Below are 16,826 nucleotides of genomic sequence, written 5' to 3'. Positions count from 1 at the left end.
GCACCATGAAGCAGCTAAGATTGCAACTAAACCAACTATTAAGCGACACAAGAAGAGAGTGGATGAGAGAGGTTCTATATAACTATCGTCTCACCAACAAAAAGCTTTGGTATTACTACGGCTACCATTCATCAAACGAGATGAAAGAAGATCTACTTAAGAAAGGAAGTAAGCAATCACTTACTGTTCAGTAGTTCACTCTTCGATTCACTAGATGCTCGTTAAGAACCTAAATTGATCATCAAGCATGCTCAAATGGGCATGCTTTTCACTCAAATTCTTGATGCATAGCGACAATTATTACTTAACTATTTGAGTTCAACTGCGACACATTGTTAAATAGCTCAAAATTTCTAGTTCTGAGTCCCCTATGGCCACCATAAAAGATGTCGCAAGAGAAGCAGGCGTATCGATCGCTACCACTTCTCGAGTGCTCAACAATGCCCCCCACACCAGTGAAGCAGCGATTATTGCTGTGAAAAATGCGATGGAAAAGCTGGGCTATCGCCCAAATGCCAATGCGCGAGCACTCGTAAGTAAGTCTTCTAACGCTATAGGTGTGTTAGTCAATGACATGTCTGCACCGTTTTTTGGCTCTATGATCAAGGCCATTGATACGATTGCGAGTGAGCAAGAAAAGCAGCTGCTGGTGGGCAGTGGTTACCATGATGCCACTAAAGAGCGCAATGCCATCAACCTACTGATCAACAGCCGCTGTGAATCGTTAGTGGTGCACAGCAAAGGTATGTCGGATGTAGAGCTCACTAAGCTTGCAGAAGAAATCCCCGGCATGGTCATCATTAACCGAGTAGTGGAAGATATTGCGCCACGATGTATCGCCTTAGATAACCGTCAGGGCTCTTACATCGCCACCGAGCACCTTATCCGCAATGGTCACAAGCACATTGGCTACCTGTGTTCTAGTCACGACATTGATGACGCACGCGACCGTCGTGAAGGCTATCTCGACGCTCTACGTGATAATGGTATTGAACCCCGTGACGAGTACATCCAATACGGTGAACCTGATGAAACCGGTGGTGAACAAGCCATGGTCGATTTGATGACGAGAAACACCCCTATAACTGCAGTCGCAACTTATAACGACTCGATGGCAGCGGGATGCATGACGCTACTTCAAGAAAACGGGGTTCGTATCCCTGAAGATATGTCAGTGATAGGTTTCGATGATGGCCATATTGCGCGCTATATCTACCCGCGTTTAACTACCATTCGTTACCCAATTCAAGTGATGGCAGACGAAGCAGTGAAATTGTCATTGCAGCTCGCAAATAAAGAACAAACGCAACTGAGAGAACACAAGCTGTTTATGCCAATACTGGTAAAACGCTCTTCTGTTAGTACAGCCCAAATAAAGGATTAAGGAGGCAGTCTCCCCTCTCTTAAAACGGTAATATGCTTAATTACATATCAAGTAAAGCCCCATGGTTACTCATTACATTCTGTTTTCTAGGATTTCTTGTTCCTGGCATCTCAATGCATGTGTTTAAGATATTGCCGTTTGTCTTGTTCTTTTTAATGTTCTTCACCTTGGTCGGACTCGACCAAAAAGCGCTACTCAAATCTTTAGTTCGCCCAAAAGGCTGGCTCTATGCGGTAATACATACCTTCGGCATGATCGCCCTCTGCGGCGCTGTGATAATGATGTTCGGCTTAAATCAGGACCACGCCTTAGCCATGTTAGGGGTTGCGGCTACTGGCTCCCTGTTTGCCACTCCCGCGATTGTACGCTCAATTGGCTTAGATTACTTTTCAGCCATGACATACACCATCACGTCAACGCTATTGAAGCCTGTGGCACTCTACGCAACGCTGTGGTGGGCTTACAACGATCACTTTGAGTTGGACATGCAAGCCTACCTAATCAAGTTGATCGTTTATATCGTCGGCCCTATTGCACTCTCCTTCGTGATCCATGCCTTCGTCGATCTCTCCAAGATCAAAAAAGTGCATGCTGAGCTGGCTAAGTACAACATAATGCTGGTGTTTCTTTTCCCGCTCGGATTAATGGGCGACTTTCGTCAATTGTGGGATACAAACCCAGAGCACGCGTTACACCTTTTCATACTGGCTTTTGTTTTGTGCCTGAGCTTTTTCGTGGCTGCTTACCTCATATTCAAATTTACCGATCGCGATGGCGCGATGATTGCCGCTATCACGTCGGGGAACCGCAATGTGCTCCTTACCTACACCATAGCAGGGGCTTATCTTGGACCGCTGTTCTTGCCTCTTGTTGGCGCTCTGCAGCTACCAATCTACTTGCAGCCTTTGTTGATAAAACGTTTATTGAAGTAAACGACTATTCGAAGTCTTATTTTAAGGCTCGCGTGACCAGGTTCTGATAGCCTCGATTTCACTTTCATCAATATTGAGTGATTGAAGAAACTTCAAATGACCAAGCGGCTCCATCTGTTCAAATCGCTTGTGCCAGTTGTGCATGTCTTGGTCATCCATTCCGGACTGCTTGAGGATTTCCACCCAGCGCTCCTTGGTCATTAACCCTTGTTCAAGTTCCTCAGGCTCTTGGAGCAGAGCGAGAATAGAGTGCTGTTGCTGACGCAGCTTCTGTATTTCTCTATCGAGTGCTGCGAACTGCTGCCTTAACGCCACATCTCGTTCTTTCCCCTCAGCATCTATCATTAGAGTCTGAATTTTCGATACAGGGATACCATAAGAACGATACGCTAAGATGGCAGAGAAGCGCTCAACGTCCTTTTGATTATATTGGCGATAGCCACTTGACGATCTCGATGATGGCTTCAATAGCCCCTGCCTTTCATAGTAAAGAACCGTTGAGCGAGATACCTTCATTCTCTCGCAAAATTGCTTAATGCTCAGCATCAACGTATGACTCCTTTTTTGACTCGAAATATGACCAAACCATTGGGATGATTGCGCTCGCTAGAATGGTTAACACGCCCACGAAAGCCCACATATTAGGAAGCTCCGAAAAAAGCATCCACCCTATCAGTACAGAGTAAATGATCTTCACATATTCCACATTAGCAATAATGTTTGCCTCCGCCCATTTGTAAGCCGAGATCCCAACGTATTGAGCAATCGAAGAAATCACACCGATTGAGAGAAGCCATAGGAGATCCTCAATAGTCGGCGTTTGCCATTGATAAATTGCCGGAATCAGTGCAATCAAGCCAACACAGACCGCTTGATAGGCTAATAACGTTATCTTCGGTTCAGTCTGTGCAACGGCACGAACACAGGTGACAGCAATAGCCGCTCCTATCGCTGCCGCCACACCTGCCATAACATAAACGAACTCATTTCCAGAAAACGACGGTTGTACCACCAACATCACACCAGTAAAACCTAAGGTGATGGTAAGACAGCGACGCGTCGTCACTTGTTCTTTCAAGGTTATACGAGCAATGAGCGCGACAAAAATGACTTGTAAAAACCCGAGAGCCGTCGCGTCTGCGAAGGCGATATTACTGACAGTGACAAAACCCAAATAAAGCGCTGTAAACGCTCCAAGTATGCGAAGAATATGAAGCCTAACCTTATTCGGCTTTAACAACACTTTCATGTTGTTGCGCATTGCAGGGGCAAGTAGAAGCACAAAAACGAGCTGTCGAAAGAATAGGATTTGAAAAGCATCATAGTCAGCGCTTAATTGACGAACCAACGCCGCAACTAATGTGAAAAGCACCGTTGAAAAAAGAGCGAGAAAAATACCTTTTGCGGTCATTGGCAGCGATTGAAACCACTGACTCAATACAGCTTGTTTGCTCGATAATCTTTGATACACCTTAATAGACCCCACTTCGACTTATTGAATTAAGGCGCGGAGTCTAAACCTGAAACCTGTAGACAGGTCAAACGTGCCCATACAAAAAAGCAGCTCTAATTTGAGCTGCTCATAGAAAGGTCTTAACACTAGAGAATGACTAGAGAACATCACGCAAGTTCTTGCGCTCTTCGATCTCTTCCTGCTCGGGGATAGTCCCGGACAGTGTAATAGATTTTGGCGCGGCTTTAATTCGAGTCGTCGTTCTAACACCTTTGCTGCTAGCTCGTGCTTTCGGATTATACAACTCAGGGTTTATAGTTAGGCTTTGGCGAACCTCAACCGCAAACTCTTGATTCTCGTTTTCTGGTAGATAATTACTTTTCAGGTACTTAATCGACATTAAGTCTTTGCTGCGTTTCAAAGTAAATAAACACTTGGTCAAACGCATTACCGATGTAAGCCCTGCTCCAGACGCCATGGTTATCTCTTGATTGCCACGAATTTCATCTTTGTTCACGTGGTGAACTAGTAATAGGCTTGCACCTGAGTCATTGGCTAGCGCCTGAAACACATTCTTAATCAATCTGTCGTGCTTCACTTCCTCACATCGCCCGATTGCTTCAGTTACGGTATCGATGATCACTAGGTCAAATTGAGCGAATGTTTCTTTAAGTTGAGCCAAGTATTGTTGATGCTCTAATTGTTCTTGGTGTGAGCAATCAGGTGGTATGACGATAGGCTCAATATCGGTCATGAAGTGCAAGTTGTTCTTCAGTTCAGAGCGAATTGTAGGAGTACAACTGGCCAGCTTATCTTTCATTCTGGTTTGAATAACACCCGCCCCATCCTCCGAGCTCAAGACCAGTGTTTTGGCGGGCCTATCGGCTGCGCTCATACCCAATAGCGTCATCGAAGAAGCATGTTCCATAGCGATACACAGTGCTAAGTGAGATTTACCGACATTAGGAGCTGCTATCAACATCCCAACATGACCTTTAAGTAAACCTTTTAAGCTAAAGCTCATTTCTTGACTTGCACGTGACGACATCAGCGTATCAAGAGACTGAGTTATCATGATTCACTTTCTCCGATATAGAAAATTTGAATACCATTTCCGACATCTCGGAATTGTAGACTGAAGTCTTTTTCAATTTGTACTGCATTTGCTAAAAGATCTTTTCTAAGATCACTACGGAAGCTGTGGCTGACTTTCGAAGCGATAGACTGAATATAGCTATCAAGCGCCCATTCAAACTTCTTGTTATGCAGAAACTCAGCTTTATGTGTAGTTATGTATTTCAAAAATGAGCGTACTGACGGCTTGCTGTAGTTCGTCATTTTGTGTTGTTCAAGTCGATAATAGTAACCGTGGTCACGAATGGCCTGCAGCAGACGCATATCAGGAACCAAAAACACATGGTTAGTTAAGTTCTTGGTTGTCTTACGACCCGTTTTGAATTTGCTGCGATCACAATAGAATCGGTAATCTTGTACAAACTCTAATGGTTTTTTACCGACGACATTTTGATCATCATCGAGTTCGTTGATCACTAGATGTGCAGTTGCCAATTGAGTGATTCTGCGCTCAATTTGATCATAGTTAGCTCGTGTCGTTGCCATGCCCATTCGCGTAGCCAATTCATACATACTCATCGATAGAACGGTTGCATCTCGATCAATAAATGAATCGAAGCCATCCTCTTGTGTATCCGAAACATCGCCATCGGTAATTGTTTGATATACCTGTGACCAAGTCAGCCGTGCACCAGCTTCATAAGAAGAGTCATCCAATTGGATCGTTTGTGCGTAAGCCAACATTGTTTCTAAGATATCGCGGTGAGGTTGCAGTAAATAGTCAACATGAAGATCAACTCTAAAATTTTTACCGTAGCTATTGATGTTCACACTTTCTAATGGATAGTTAAGATCCGTACCACCATTTTGCGCAATCTCAACCAACTTGGACTGCATAGTTGACGTTAACCGAGATGCGGGATGAAAAATCGTTGCTCTAGAAAACAAAATGGATGAGATGAATCGATTCTTTCGATCTTCTTCATTAATAACGGTTAAGCTGGATGATGAAGTCATGATCATTACCTATGGATACGATTTTATCAGTCTAACAGAGATCTTCGATTAACTCATTAACTTCGGTAAATATCTATACTAGATCGGTAAATGTTGATAGTGGATCACAATAAACCCCTATAAACATCGGTAGATGTTTAGTTGATTCGGTAAATGTTTAGTTCTTATGGGTTGATCTTTATTTACCGATCTCTTCCCTTATGAGACGTATTGTGGTTACTTTGTGTGCTTGGATCGCCTAAAGATCATTGAGCTTCAACAAATTAAGATCTTACTTCATAGGTGATCGGTTAATGTTTATATTAAAACAATCATGTTCGGCAAATGTTTATATGTGAGATCGTCTAATGTCATTAGATAATCGGTAAATATTTATATCTAATCGGCTAATATCTACGTTTAATCGGTAAATGTCGTTACTTAAAGCGTCATACTAAGAAACTAGAACCTTTAGGATCTAGTTTTAAAAAATTACCAACTTCACTTAGGTTCTGTCGGTGACTCAAAATCTCATCACAAAACTCAAGAGAGTTTTGTAATGAGCTGTTGAGTTTGTCGACAAACTTCAGTTGTTTAACGCTCTTTTTGTTCGTTATTTAAGCTTAAAGTGATAGGCTAAATTTTTGTTTCAATAAACTAAATGGAATTCAAAATTTAAGATCGTTAAATGTCATTATCCTCTACTTCTAAGATATAAACATTTAACGAAGTTGATATGATTAGAAGAAGGTATTGTAGAACCTTCATGATGTTTCGATCGTAAAGTTAAGATCATAATCATGTTCGTTACACTGTTACCAATTGATCATAAGTAACTTAAGTAGTAAGTACTTTGGTATGTTAATTTTTTGTCAATGTTCAGGCTGAACATTGACCGATTATTGATGATATTGTGTTCAGTATAAAGATCATAATATAGATGTTTCTAAAGAGTTTTAGTTGATTGCTTTCATTAATAATCTACCTAAGGAACGATTAGTTTTGTTCTTTCCTATTAGTGATCATATAAATTGAGATCGTTTTTTCAGTCAGTAGTTTATTTTTATCATCAAACCTCATTAGTACGTTACGACGTAACATTTTAACTATCTCGTATTATTCGTAGTATCACTCATTGTTATTAAATTCAGTGTTCAAAGTGAACATTGACACTGTTTCGAGTAATGTAACCACATTTGATTGAATGACTAATGATCAGAAAAATAATTTTTTCCTGATTTATCAATGCTTTGTTAGATATTTAACTAGGTTACTAAAAGTATACTAATTGAAAGTTGTTTTCAGGTTACCATAATAAACCACTATCGGATGGGAACTCCCCTCCCCTATTTAATTTACGATAGTTAAAGGTAATGAAAATGACTAATGTACTGATTATTAACGCGCACGAAGTTTCTCCTTATTCTCCAGGTCGTTTGAATGCGAGTCTAGTTGATAAAGCTCAAACACTTTTACAGAGTAAAGGCTATGAGGTTCGCACGGTTTCTATGCAAGATGAGATTGATGTTGAGGAACAGCTCGGACATTTTGCATGGGCTGATAGAGTGATCATCCAATCTCCTGTCAACTGGATGTCTGTACCATGGTCATTTAAAAAGTATATGGATGACGTATTTACTGCGGGTATGGGAGGCGCTCTTTGTGCATTTGATGGTCGTAGTGAAAGCGAACCTAAGAAAAACTATGGTACGGGTGGCACTCAAACTGGAACAAAGTACATGCTATCACTGACATTCAATGCTCCTGAAGAGTCGTTTGACGATGACGATGAATATCTATTCCAAGGTAAAGGTGTTGATGATCTTATGTTCCACATGCATGCAAACTTTCGTTTCTTTGGTATGACTTCTCTTCCAACTTTTTCTTGTTTCGATGTAATGAAAAATGCGGATATTGAACGTGACTTCGAACGCTTTGAAACTCATATTATGGCGCATTTTTAAGTCTGTATAGGTTACGCGTGGGTTTAAGATTTTTACTATTAGCGTGAAAAGGCCTTCGATTGGTTGCTTTCATAACTAATAGGTAATACTGAAAAAGCGTGCAGTATGGACTTGCTGTATACTAAGCATAGTTTGTAATTAATTTAGAAGTTTATCGGGGTACTCATTATGCAAAGCTCCATCACTATAGATACTAAAGGTCGTAAAACGGTTGTTAATGTCTGCACGGAACCGTGTGCTATAGAAAAAGGCATGCGTTTAATTGGTGGTAAGTGGAAAGGCTCCATTATCTATCACTTAAAAGATGGTCCTGTCCGTTTCAATGATTTAGCGAGAATGCTGGGTGGCGCGAGCAAGAAGATGATTGACCAACGATTGAAAGAGCTCGAATCTGAGGGCATGATTATTCGTAAAGTCATCAGTGACCGCCCTATTGCAGTGAGCTATGAACTGACCGAGTTTGGTTCAACAGCATTGGGTATCCTTGAAGAGTTACGTGCCTGGTCGGAAGACCACAACATACAACTTAAATAATTTTAACTTTACTCTAGATAAACAAAAGCCAGCTTAAGTTACTCACTTAGCTGGCTTTTTTACGTCAATTCTAGGCTAATAATCTAGTGTGCCGCGAATAGGGTAATGGTTATTGGGATCTCGTATCCAAGCTAATCCGCGCGTTAACGCCCCCAGTTCTGGACGTACAAAAGGGTTATTTGAAATATCAACGACATGTAACTCCCCTTTTTCATTAACGACGAACAATCCTGGTTCTGCAAAGTTATGATCGGTTTCTTGCTCTGAACGTGGAAGCGAAATGTAGACGCCGAGTGTTTTCATTTGTTCTTCGGTGAGTCCGTACGCAATTGGGAAAGAGATGTCGAGTTTCTCTAATTGTTCTTCTGCTTGATGTTTTGCGTCTGCTGAGACTGCAAGAATATCGACACCAGCATCATTGAAGGCTTGTTTATAGCTTTCAATCTCATTTAGGTATTTTGTACATAGTGGACAGTGCTTGCCCCTATAAACGAATACAGCTTGCCATGTCATTCCTGACTTTGGCTCACCTAAGGTGACATTTGTTCCGTCGAGTAAGGTTGCATTAATTGTAGGAAATGAATCCCCGGCTTTGAGTTTGCTTGAGTGTCCCATCTGGTTCCCTTTTTATCGAAATTGGATTCTTAAACCATTTCAAATATAGAAGTGATCTCCTTTAGTGACAAGCAGTTACCATTTAGTAACCTACCCCATCTATCTCCCCTATGAGGAGTTTTTTTGTCAATGTTCAGCCTGAACATAAGGTAATGTTACTTGTCCTTAAACCTTGTTAGCCTTCCCTACTCTATTGCTTACTGCCTTTGAAGATTTAACGAATAGGAACTCGTTGTCATCATTTAACCCTATATCAATACAAAGAGTAAGCGGAGGTTGTTTAGTATACCTACCACTACCTATCGCGCCTGGATGAAAGATTCTCGGCTTGAGATGTTGTCAATGTTCAGCCTGAACACTGACACGTTTTATTGTTGTTTCTTTGTATAAATAGTTTTTGTACCAGATGTTGCTCGCCGGGACACATAAAACCAATAAACAATGTTATATGCTTTTCAATAAGTAGAACCAAACATTAGTCTTTGAGGCCTCTCATGTTTACAAGCTTGGCAATACCAGAATTACCGCAAGAGCTGTACTTATCAGATACGGTAAGACAGGGAGAAAAACGAGTCGCTAAACTTCTCGGTATTCCCATGTACGAATTGATGGAGCGGGCTGGAGAGTCAGTATTCTCTGTCATTCAGCAAAGGTATGAGCATTGTCGCCGTATTTTAGTCGTTACTGGAACTGGTAACAATGGCGGTGATGGCTATGTTGTTGCAAGACTAGCATTGATGTCGGGATACAAGGTGACTTTATGGCAAGTGGGTTCATCTCAAAAGATAAGTGGAGATGCGAAGTCTGCACAGCAACTCTTTCTATCTGCTGGCGGCAAAGTGCAGGAACCAAACTTTGAAGTAGACGATAGTATCGACCTCATTGTTGATGGGATTTTGGGCACGGGGCTTACAGGCAAACTGAGGGCGTATGCCGAGTCTGTCATCACCACATTGAACAAGTCTAGCTGCCCTGTTATCTCAATCGATGTTCCATCGGGGCTAGATAGTGATACCGGCAGACAGCTTGGCACGACGGTCAAGGCAAATGCGACTGTCGCCTTTATTGCCCTCAAAAGAGGCTTAGTTACTGCTCAAGCTCGAAGTCATGTTGGGGAGTTGTTGTTTGCAGGGTTAAGCATAGATAGAGCCTTTGCTGATCATAATGCACCAAATGCTTTGCTCACGAGTTCGAGATGGCTAGATAGGTTGAAAGTTAGAGCACAAGACTCACATAAAGGTAGCCACGGGCGTTTGTTGGTTGTTGGCGGCGGTGACGGCATGAGCGGTGCTGCGTACCTTGCCGCTGCAGCTTCGTTGCGTTCCGGGACGGGGTTGCTGGCCTCTATTGTCCATCAATCTAGCTGCTTTCCTATACGTTCTTTGTTACCTGAAGCTATGGTGTCAGATGTCGAGCAACTATCAGAACGACTTGAATGGTGCACTAGTATCTGTGTGGGTGTCGGTTTAAGTAGACTCGATTGGGGTAAAAATGCTTATGAAGCGGTTATGAGTCGAGCTTATGATATGCCTAAAGTGATAGATGCGGATGGCCTATATTGGTTAGCGCAAGATGACTTAGATGCCCGTCCGATAGAGAATACAGTTATTACGCCTCATCCTGGTGAAGCGGCAATGTTGCTCAATTGCAGTGTCAAAGACGTTGAAGCCGATCGCTATCTCTCTATTAAAAAGCTATGTCAAAAATATCGATGTATCACTGTACTTAAAGGGGCGGGAACCTTAATTAGTGATGGCCACAAAACGGTAGTATGTCACGCAGGTAATGCTGGGATGGCGACTGGTGGGATGGGGGATGTACTTGCTGGCGTCATCTCTTCACTATTAGCACAAGGGTATCAACCTATTGAGGCAGCAATACTAGGTAGCGTCATTCACAGTATGGCTGCTGATCACAATGCCAATACATATGGACAAGTCGGGATGATGGCATCCGACGTATTGGGCTCTATTCGTCATATCATTAATCGTCTAGATGACTAATCTTAGACTGCGATTGTGTCTCTTTTTTGTCAATGTTCAGCCTGAACATTGACAACATAGAACCGCAATTCACTGTAGAACGTCGCGCCCAAGTTAGTGTTACGTACTGCTGATGCCTCTAAACTTACATCGAATCAAGAGTTTGATTTCTGTATGTCTGGTGTGAGGCTAGGGGAGTTAAGATCCCAAGTAAAAGATGTCGCTTTTTCTGAAAGCGTCCAGAGTCTTTCCGCCGCCTCTTCATCTAGGGCGATTTTGTCAAGATTATTGATGTCTACAGGCCCTACGGTATCAGCGCGTTTAGTTGGCCCATACAAGGTTTCAGACGTCAGTCCATCTTGTGTTGCACATAGCAATTGGGGCCACGCGCCTTTCTCAGCAGATTGAGCTATGAATCTAGACATCACAGCCCATAAGACTTTGTTGAATGTGCTTGCCGTGTCTTTTAGCAAGTTTGTTCTTGAAGCTCCTGGATGACACACGTGAACTTGTACCGATTTGTCAAGTGATTGGATGCGGCGTTGTAATTCATAAGCAAACATCACTTGAGCAAGCTTGCTTTGCGCGTAGGAGTCCCAAGCTGTATATCTGCTATCAAAGTTGACGTCTTCAAATTGAATGCGTTTCTTCCCCATTTTATATGCGGTACTGCCCACAACGACGATTCGCCCGTTACTTGCTTCTATGCGCGGATACAACAAACCGCATAGCAAGAAATGACCGTAATGATTAACGCCCAATTGGCTCTCAAAGCCATCAACAGTGAGTTGCTGTTTAGCCACTTGAGCGATGGCACCATTACATATCAGCGCATCAACTTTTTCTACCTCATCTAGAAGTTGTGATGCGGCTTTCTTCACAGAGGTTAAACTACCGAGGTCCATGGTGATAAAGCTAATATCTATATCCGTCCCTAGTGTTTCTTTAAGCTCTGTAATGGCCATTAGAGACTTATCTGGATTACGGTTCATCATCACAACTTTGGCACCTTTTGATAAGAGTATGCGTGTTGCTTGATAGCCAGTCCCACTGTTAGCACCTGTAATGACATAGGTTTTTCCAGCAAGAGAACCAATGTTATCGGGCGTCCAGCCTTTAATACCAAATTGTTTAGTAGCCATTGTATTAACCTCGTTTTGATTTACGACTCTATAGAGACAACAACACCTTGATTGCATTTTTGAGCGTGCTGCCTAATGTAGAAATTCCGCACAAAATGAACTATAACTCTCAATAGGAATGGCTAATACGCGGATTAGTCGCTATTTCTTGCCTATTAATGTCATTGCTGGCTTAAGGTAATTCGATGAAGCAGAAATTAAAAGATTTAGTTGCCGAGAGGCTAACGACAGATGGCATGTTTGAAAGCCGAATTAAAGGCGTACAACTATTCAAGGTGACGAATGCAGTCCCTTGTGCGCCTGCAATCTACGACCCAGCTTTGATTGTGATTTTGAATGGGAAAAAAGAAGCGATATTGGAGGGCGACCGTTTTGTTTACGATAGCCAGCAATATATGTGTTGTGTTGCCTCGCTTCCGGTTGAGGCTGGGACACCAGAAGCGTCTGTACAAGATCCATTGATTGGTGTGTATGTATCTCTCGATACAAACGTGATGAAAGAGCTCACGATTGAAATGGAGGACATGCTAGATGTTGCGCCAGCGTCAAAAAGCAACGTGCAACCGCAAAGTTTATTGCTTTCGAATTGGGACGAGGAGTTTACAGAAGCTTTATACCGACTTATTCAAATAAGTGACAATGTCACTAGCTCTAAGGTCTTAGGGGAAGGTCGCTTAAGAGAACTCTACTATACATTGCTGAAAGGTGAGTGTGGTTCGTTAATCAGAAAGGCTTTTGGTGTAGGAAATGGGATTACGCGTGCTATTGAGCATTTGTCTACAAACCTCGATAAGAACGTAACTATTGATGAACTCGCATCGTTAGTGGGCATGAGTAGGGCGATGCTGCATCGTAAGTTTAAGCAAGCAACCAGAATGTCTCCAATACAATTTATGAAGTCGATGCGTCTCAATAGTGCTGCGATGAAAATTGCGGCTGGCGCAAATGTTAGTGAAGCGGCGATGGAAGTCGGGTATGTCAGTTCGTCTCAGTTTAGTCGAGAGTTCAAACGCTTATATGGTCAATCCCCAAAACAGTGGGTTCAGTCTAAAGGCTTGGTAGAAGGCGTCGCATAGCAGGCACTCATTTGTCTACGTGAGATTAATGGGCAAGTTTTCGAGAGTATGTCGTCTAGTTTGAACAAACGCTTAGCGCTAAGCTTTGTTCATGCACTCAAACTCGGCGCACTATTTGTGAAAAAACTCATTCTATCTTTGGGAGTCTGTATGAGCCTAGCTACAACAACTTCAGCGAACGAAATCAATAAAGTACCACATGAATTATCAGACACGGTTCAAGACTCGGAAGGTAATGTCTACCGAACCGTCACCATCGGTAATCAAGTGTGGCTTGCAGAAAACTTAAGAAGCACTAAGTATCAAGACGGATCTGATGTGAGCTCTGCTGTCATCCCTGAAGACAAGCCGGAGAATCTACTCAAGTATGGTCGCTTATATGATTGGCATGACGTTGCTGACGCTAGAGGGTTATGTCCTTTAGGGTGGAGAGTTGCAACAGATGAAGATTGGATGGTGTTAGAAAAAACGCTCGGTATGGCGGAGCAAGAGCTTATTACCGAAGGCTGGCGTGGAGGAGAGCAAAACATTGGGCTTCAATTAAAAGAACACCAAGCTGATGGTTTGTTTAGTAAAGTCGACGAGTTGCAACTTAATAGGCAGCGCTTTTTCGCTCGCCCTGCCGGTGTGAAATGGAATGGTTGGTACATCACACAAGGTGCTTACACCGAGTTTTGGACTGGCACCAGCGCGACAGACAAAAAGGCGTATATCCGTACTTTGGCGTATTCATGGTGGAATGCACACAAAAATGAAATAAGACGAGCGACGAGCACTAAGGATTATATGTTTTCTGTAAGGTGCGTGAAGATTTAGGCTTAGGTCAGTCAATGCTTAAGCCACTCAGTGTTTTTATGGTGATAAGTGGACGTCTCGCTGATAGTTAAGCAATTTAGAATAAGTAATTCTAAGGCTCGTATTCTAAGATGTTGTTATTCGAATGATTGAGGAAAGCAACAATGAAAATAACTGTGACTAGCGTACCTGTTGAAGATCAAGATAAGGCTCTCGCGTTCTATACTGATGTACTTGGCTTTATTAAGAAGACAGAAGTACCACTCGGCGAATACAAGTGGTTAACCGTGGTATCCCCACAAGAGCAAGCAGGTGTTGAGCTGTTGTTAGAACCAATGGCATTTGAACCTGCTCGTCACTACCAACAAGCACTAAAAGAGGCGGGTATTCCATGGACGTCATTTTCTGTGGACGATGTACAACAAGAGTATGAAAGGCTGATTGCTCTCGAAGTTGAGTTTTCAATCGAACCGAGAGAAGCGGGCAATGTCATGATTGCGGTTCTTGATGACACGTGCGGGAACTACATTCAGCTGATGCAGATGCTTTAGTCTATCGCTAACTTATGTCTAGAAGGCGCGTCATAGAGTTTGGCGCTCCTTGCGTTTCTATTTTCATCTCATGCAAAACTTCCTGTTATCCCTAATCGACGGTTTTAGTCACGATGGCATCAACCCCTAAGACATTCTATGAACAAGAGATAGATCGCTTATACGGTGACATAGCAACGCCTCAACGACACTATGCCCTGATCAGGCAATCTAAAGCGTTCATGGAAAAGCACTATGCTCAAAAACTCGAGCTGGATGATTTAGCTCAGGCTGCTTTTATGTCTAGATTCCATTATGTTCGTATTTTTAAGCAGCTCTATGGCCTGACGCCAAGAAACTACCTGCGGGATATGCGAATCGCAAAAGCCAAAGAACTTCTAAAGCAAGGACACTCGATTACTGATACCTGCGCTGATGTCGGCTATGAGAGTCTGTCTACCTTTTCGAACACCTTCAAAAAAAGTACCGGATATTCACCAAGAGAGTTTCGTGAGTTCCACTTAAATCTGTAGCGCGACCACGTACAGTGGCGCTGCATTTCTGCTGTTAAAGACACTATTAGATAGGGATGTTCAGGCTGAACATTGACAAGTTTTTCGCTCATTCCAAAGCTGTATTCCTTATTTAACTTTTGGGTGAGTAATGTCTATTCGATTATTTGATGCTAAAGGGACAGTGTCACGTCTAACCTATAGGCGACATACTTTCAGCCTAGCGCCTAAGCAATCATGATGAGTTTGTGTAGAGAGACGTTGTCGTGTGCGCTGTCTATAAGCAGACTGTTCCTTCAATTTCTTAAGAAAGTGCACATGCTTTTGATCTGGCTTCTTGCATAGCCAATGTTATAGGAGCTGCAACAGAGTTTTGTTGTAAATGAGAATAGCTTTCAATACTATGTGGAAATCTCACCTATGACAGTAGTATTCGAAATGCATTCACAATCAGTCACCAAGGTAAAGAAGGCGTTTCTTTCCGGTATATGGGCAACATTAATCAGCATTGCGATAGGTTTTACCTTTAAGATCTGGCTTGCGGGCTGGGTAGCAAAAGCCGATTTGGCGCTCTTTCATACTGTCGTTGATATCATTTCTCTGTCCATGATACTGATGACGGGCTTCCGCTCATCCATGGTCGTGACGTATTCTCAAACTAAGAATGATATCGATATTATCAATATCTTCCGCTTTACCCTTATTGTCGTCGTCCTAATGACGTGGGGTGGGGTGATTCCTTACATCAAGCACAGCCTCGATATCGGAGTCGAATACTTACAGTTGGTGGGCATCATTTTTGGTTTGGGGCTGAAGCTCTACTTTACCAATTTAGTTGCCATGTATCGTTTGTACGATATTACTAACCGTACCACTTGGCTTGACCCTGCGTTGAACGTGGCTCTGTTTCTATTCGCTTACTATATTGCTGGATTCAGTGCGTTAACGGCATTGTTCTATGGTTTGACCATATCTTCGTTGATAACAGCGCTCTATATGTATATCAGCCGAAGAAAAGAGATATCGACTCTGCCAATTAAGCCTGTACAGCTTAATTCAGACATGTACGGCTATGTGAAAAAGAGCTTTACTGCGACACTCGAAGCAGGAGCAAGCATTCTTATGATTTACATTGCTGTGTTGCTGACTATTCGCTACTTCAGCGTTGATGAATTGGGTGATTTTCAGGTTGTGGTACGCCCAGTCTTTACGTACATGACAATGTTATTCGTATTCCCAATCTACCGTTTCGTACTGCCTGAACTGTCTGTGAAGGTTCGAAATGGTGAGTTCTCTGAGATTCAGCTTATCCGTCGATGGGTGTTTAAGTTGTCATTTATTGTCAGCGGTGCGTTTTTCTTGACGATGCTGCTGTTTGGCTCGAACCTTGTAGAAGCGCTTTTCCCTGCTGAGTATGTGGGCGCAACACCTGTGTTGTTCCACTTCTCTATCTTCTTTATTTTTATGATGCTAAACGCCTACCAACTGGCTTACATCAAAGCAAACGGACACTTTAAAACAAGCCTATTTATTCGCTTGACAGGTATAGCGACGCTGGTTGTTATGTTCTACGTGATATCGGCGTTTACTGACAATGTCGTGGCGATCATTATCGCATTGTGCTCTGGCTACCTGATGATGTTTATATTATCGAGTTTCAAAGAGAAGCAGATTCGAGAGTCTGCACTCCTTGCCCAATCTCAAACCGTATAAGTAGGTAAGTGTAAGTCCTAACTTCTGTGTTTTGCGCAAAATGTTGGCTTGCCTTCGCATAGGCCAATAAATACGTCTACTCTAAATAGTATGAGTCATTTAGATTAATGCTATCAAAGAGTTA

17 protein-coding genes are annotated in these 16,826 nt (G+C 42.5%); 11 read left to right on the top strand and 6 right to left on the bottom strand.

Annotation, left to right across the window (positions count from 1 at the left end; all coding sequences use genetic code 11):
* Positions 1-5 precede the first annotated feature (5 nt).
* From FIV04_RS23200 to FIV04_RS23190, 3 genes are all read left to right on the top strand, one after another.
* A complete protein-coding gene (locus FIV04_RS23200) occupies positions 6-194 on the top strand; it encodes a hypothetical protein (protein WP_152470794.1) in 189 nt (62 codons plus the stop codon).
* A gap of 176 nt (positions 195-370) precedes the next feature.
* Positions 371-1,384 (top strand): substrate-binding domain-containing protein, encoded by a 1,014-nt coding sequence (locus tag FIV04_RS23195; protein WP_152470793.1) that lies wholly within the window; start codon positions 371-373, stop codon positions 1,382-1,384.
* A gap of 113 nt (positions 1,385-1,497) precedes the next feature.
* The gene (locus tag FIV04_RS23190; RefSeq protein ID WP_152470792.1) at positions 1,498-2,316 is read left to right on the top strand and encodes a hypothetical protein; all 819 of its coding nucleotides are present in this window, start codon (positions 1,498-1,500) and stop codon (positions 2,314-2,316) included.
* Between the two features lie 21 nt (positions 2,317-2,337).
* Here the strand turns inward: FIV04_RS23190 and FIV04_RS23185 are convergent, their stop codons facing one another.
* From FIV04_RS23185 to FIV04_RS23170, 4 genes are all read right to left on the bottom strand, one after another.
* The gene (locus FIV04_RS23185; protein WP_152470791.1) at positions 2,338-2,862 is read right to left on the bottom strand and encodes a MerR family transcriptional regulator; all 525 of its coding nucleotides are present in this window, start codon (positions 2,860-2,862) and stop codon (positions 2,338-2,340) included.
* Entirely contained in the window at positions 2,849-3,727 is an 879-nt protein-coding gene (locus FIV04_RS23180) for a DMT family transporter (RefSeq protein WP_152471131.1), read from the bottom strand. The genes FIV04_RS23185 and FIV04_RS23180 overlap by 14 nt, the downstream gene beginning before the upstream one ends.
* 199 nt (positions 3,728-3,926) lie before the next feature.
* Positions 3,927-4,844 (bottom strand): AAA family ATPase, encoded by a 918-nt coding sequence (locus FIV04_RS23175; protein ID WP_032550803.1) that lies wholly within the window; start codon positions 4,842-4,844, stop codon positions 3,927-3,929.
* Positions 4,841-5,866 (bottom strand): hypothetical protein, encoded by a 1,026-nt coding sequence (locus FIV04_RS23170; protein WP_032550802.1) that lies wholly within the window; start codon positions 5,864-5,866, stop codon positions 4,841-4,843. The genes FIV04_RS23175 and FIV04_RS23170 overlap by 4 nt, the downstream gene beginning before the upstream one ends.
* Positions 5,867-7,218: 1,352 nt before the next feature.
* Between FIV04_RS23170 and FIV04_RS23165 the strand changes: the two genes are divergently transcribed.
* Both FIV04_RS23165 and FIV04_RS23160 read left to right on the top strand, forming a co-directional pair.
* Positions 7,219-7,803 carry an NAD(P)H-dependent oxidoreductase gene (locus FIV04_RS23165; protein WP_152470790.1) on the top strand — a complete coding sequence of 195 codons (585 nt, stop codon included), beginning with the start codon at positions 7,219-7,221 and terminating at the stop codon, positions 7,801-7,803.
* Positions 7,804-7,971: 168 nt separating this feature from the next.
* The gene (locus tag FIV04_RS23160) at positions 7,972-8,337 is read left to right on the top strand and encodes a helix-turn-helix domain-containing protein (protein ID WP_152470789.1); all 366 of its coding nucleotides are present in this window, start codon (positions 7,972-7,974) and stop codon (positions 8,335-8,337) included.
* A 75-nt stretch (positions 8,338-8,412) separates the two neighbouring features.
* On the opposite strand, the gene FIV04_RS23155 is transcribed toward FIV04_RS23160, so the two are convergent.
* Entirely contained in the window at positions 8,413-8,952 is a 540-nt protein-coding gene (locus FIV04_RS23155) for a redoxin family protein (RefSeq protein ID WP_150873066.1), read from the bottom strand.
* A gap of 494 nt (positions 8,953-9,446) precedes the next feature.
* Between FIV04_RS23155 and FIV04_RS23150 the strand changes: the two genes are divergently transcribed.
* Positions 9,447-10,955: an NAD(P)H-hydrate dehydratase gene (locus tag FIV04_RS23150; protein ID WP_152470788.1), complete on the top strand. Its 1,509-nt coding sequence runs from the start codon at positions 9,447-9,449 to the stop codon at positions 10,953-10,955.
* A gap of 134 nt (positions 10,956-11,089) precedes the next feature.
* On the opposite strand, the gene FIV04_RS23145 is transcribed toward FIV04_RS23150, so the two are convergent.
* The gene (locus tag FIV04_RS23145; RefSeq protein WP_152470787.1) at positions 11,090-12,076 is read right to left on the bottom strand and encodes an SDR family oxidoreductase; all 987 of its coding nucleotides are present in this window, start codon (positions 12,074-12,076) and stop codon (positions 11,090-11,092) included.
* Between the two features lie 185 nt (positions 12,077-12,261).
* On the opposite strand from FIV04_RS23145, the gene FIV04_RS23140 reads away from it, so the two are divergent.
* From FIV04_RS23140 to FIV04_RS23120, 5 genes are all read left to right on the top strand, one after another.
* On the top strand, positions 12,262-13,152 hold the full coding sequence (locus tag FIV04_RS23140) for an AraC family transcriptional regulator (RefSeq protein ID WP_152470786.1): 891 nt from the start codon (positions 12,262-12,264) through the stop codon (positions 13,150-13,152).
* Positions 13,153-13,302: 150 nt separating this feature from the next.
* Positions 13,303-13,968 carry a fibrobacter succinogenes major paralogous domain-containing protein gene (locus FIV04_RS23135; protein WP_152470785.1) on the top strand — a complete coding sequence of 222 codons (666 nt, stop codon included), beginning with the start codon at positions 13,303-13,305 and terminating at the stop codon, positions 13,966-13,968.
* Between the two features lie 143 nt (positions 13,969-14,111).
* On the top strand, positions 14,112-14,498 hold the full coding sequence (locus tag FIV04_RS23130; protein ID WP_152470784.1) for a VOC family protein: 387 nt from the start codon (positions 14,112-14,114) through the stop codon (positions 14,496-14,498).
* Positions 14,499-14,611: 113 nt separating this feature from the next.
* The gene (locus tag FIV04_RS23125; protein ID WP_152470783.1) at positions 14,612-15,010 is read left to right on the top strand and encodes a helix-turn-helix transcriptional regulator; all 399 of its coding nucleotides are present in this window, start codon (positions 14,612-14,614) and stop codon (positions 15,008-15,010) included.
* Between the two features lie 417 nt (positions 15,011-15,427).
* A complete protein-coding gene (locus FIV04_RS23120) occupies positions 15,428-16,702 on the top strand; it encodes a hypothetical protein (protein WP_152471130.1) in 1,275 nt (424 codons plus the stop codon).
* Positions 16,703-16,826: the final 124 nt, after the last annotated feature.

Source organism: Vibrio sp. THAF190c, assembly GCF_009363355.1.
GTDB lineage: Bacteria > Pseudomonadota > Gammaproteobacteria > Enterobacterales > Vibrionaceae > Vibrio > Vibrio fortis_A.
Note: the sequence above shows the minus strand (reverse complement) of the source record. Positions and strands in the feature narration are given on the sequence as shown.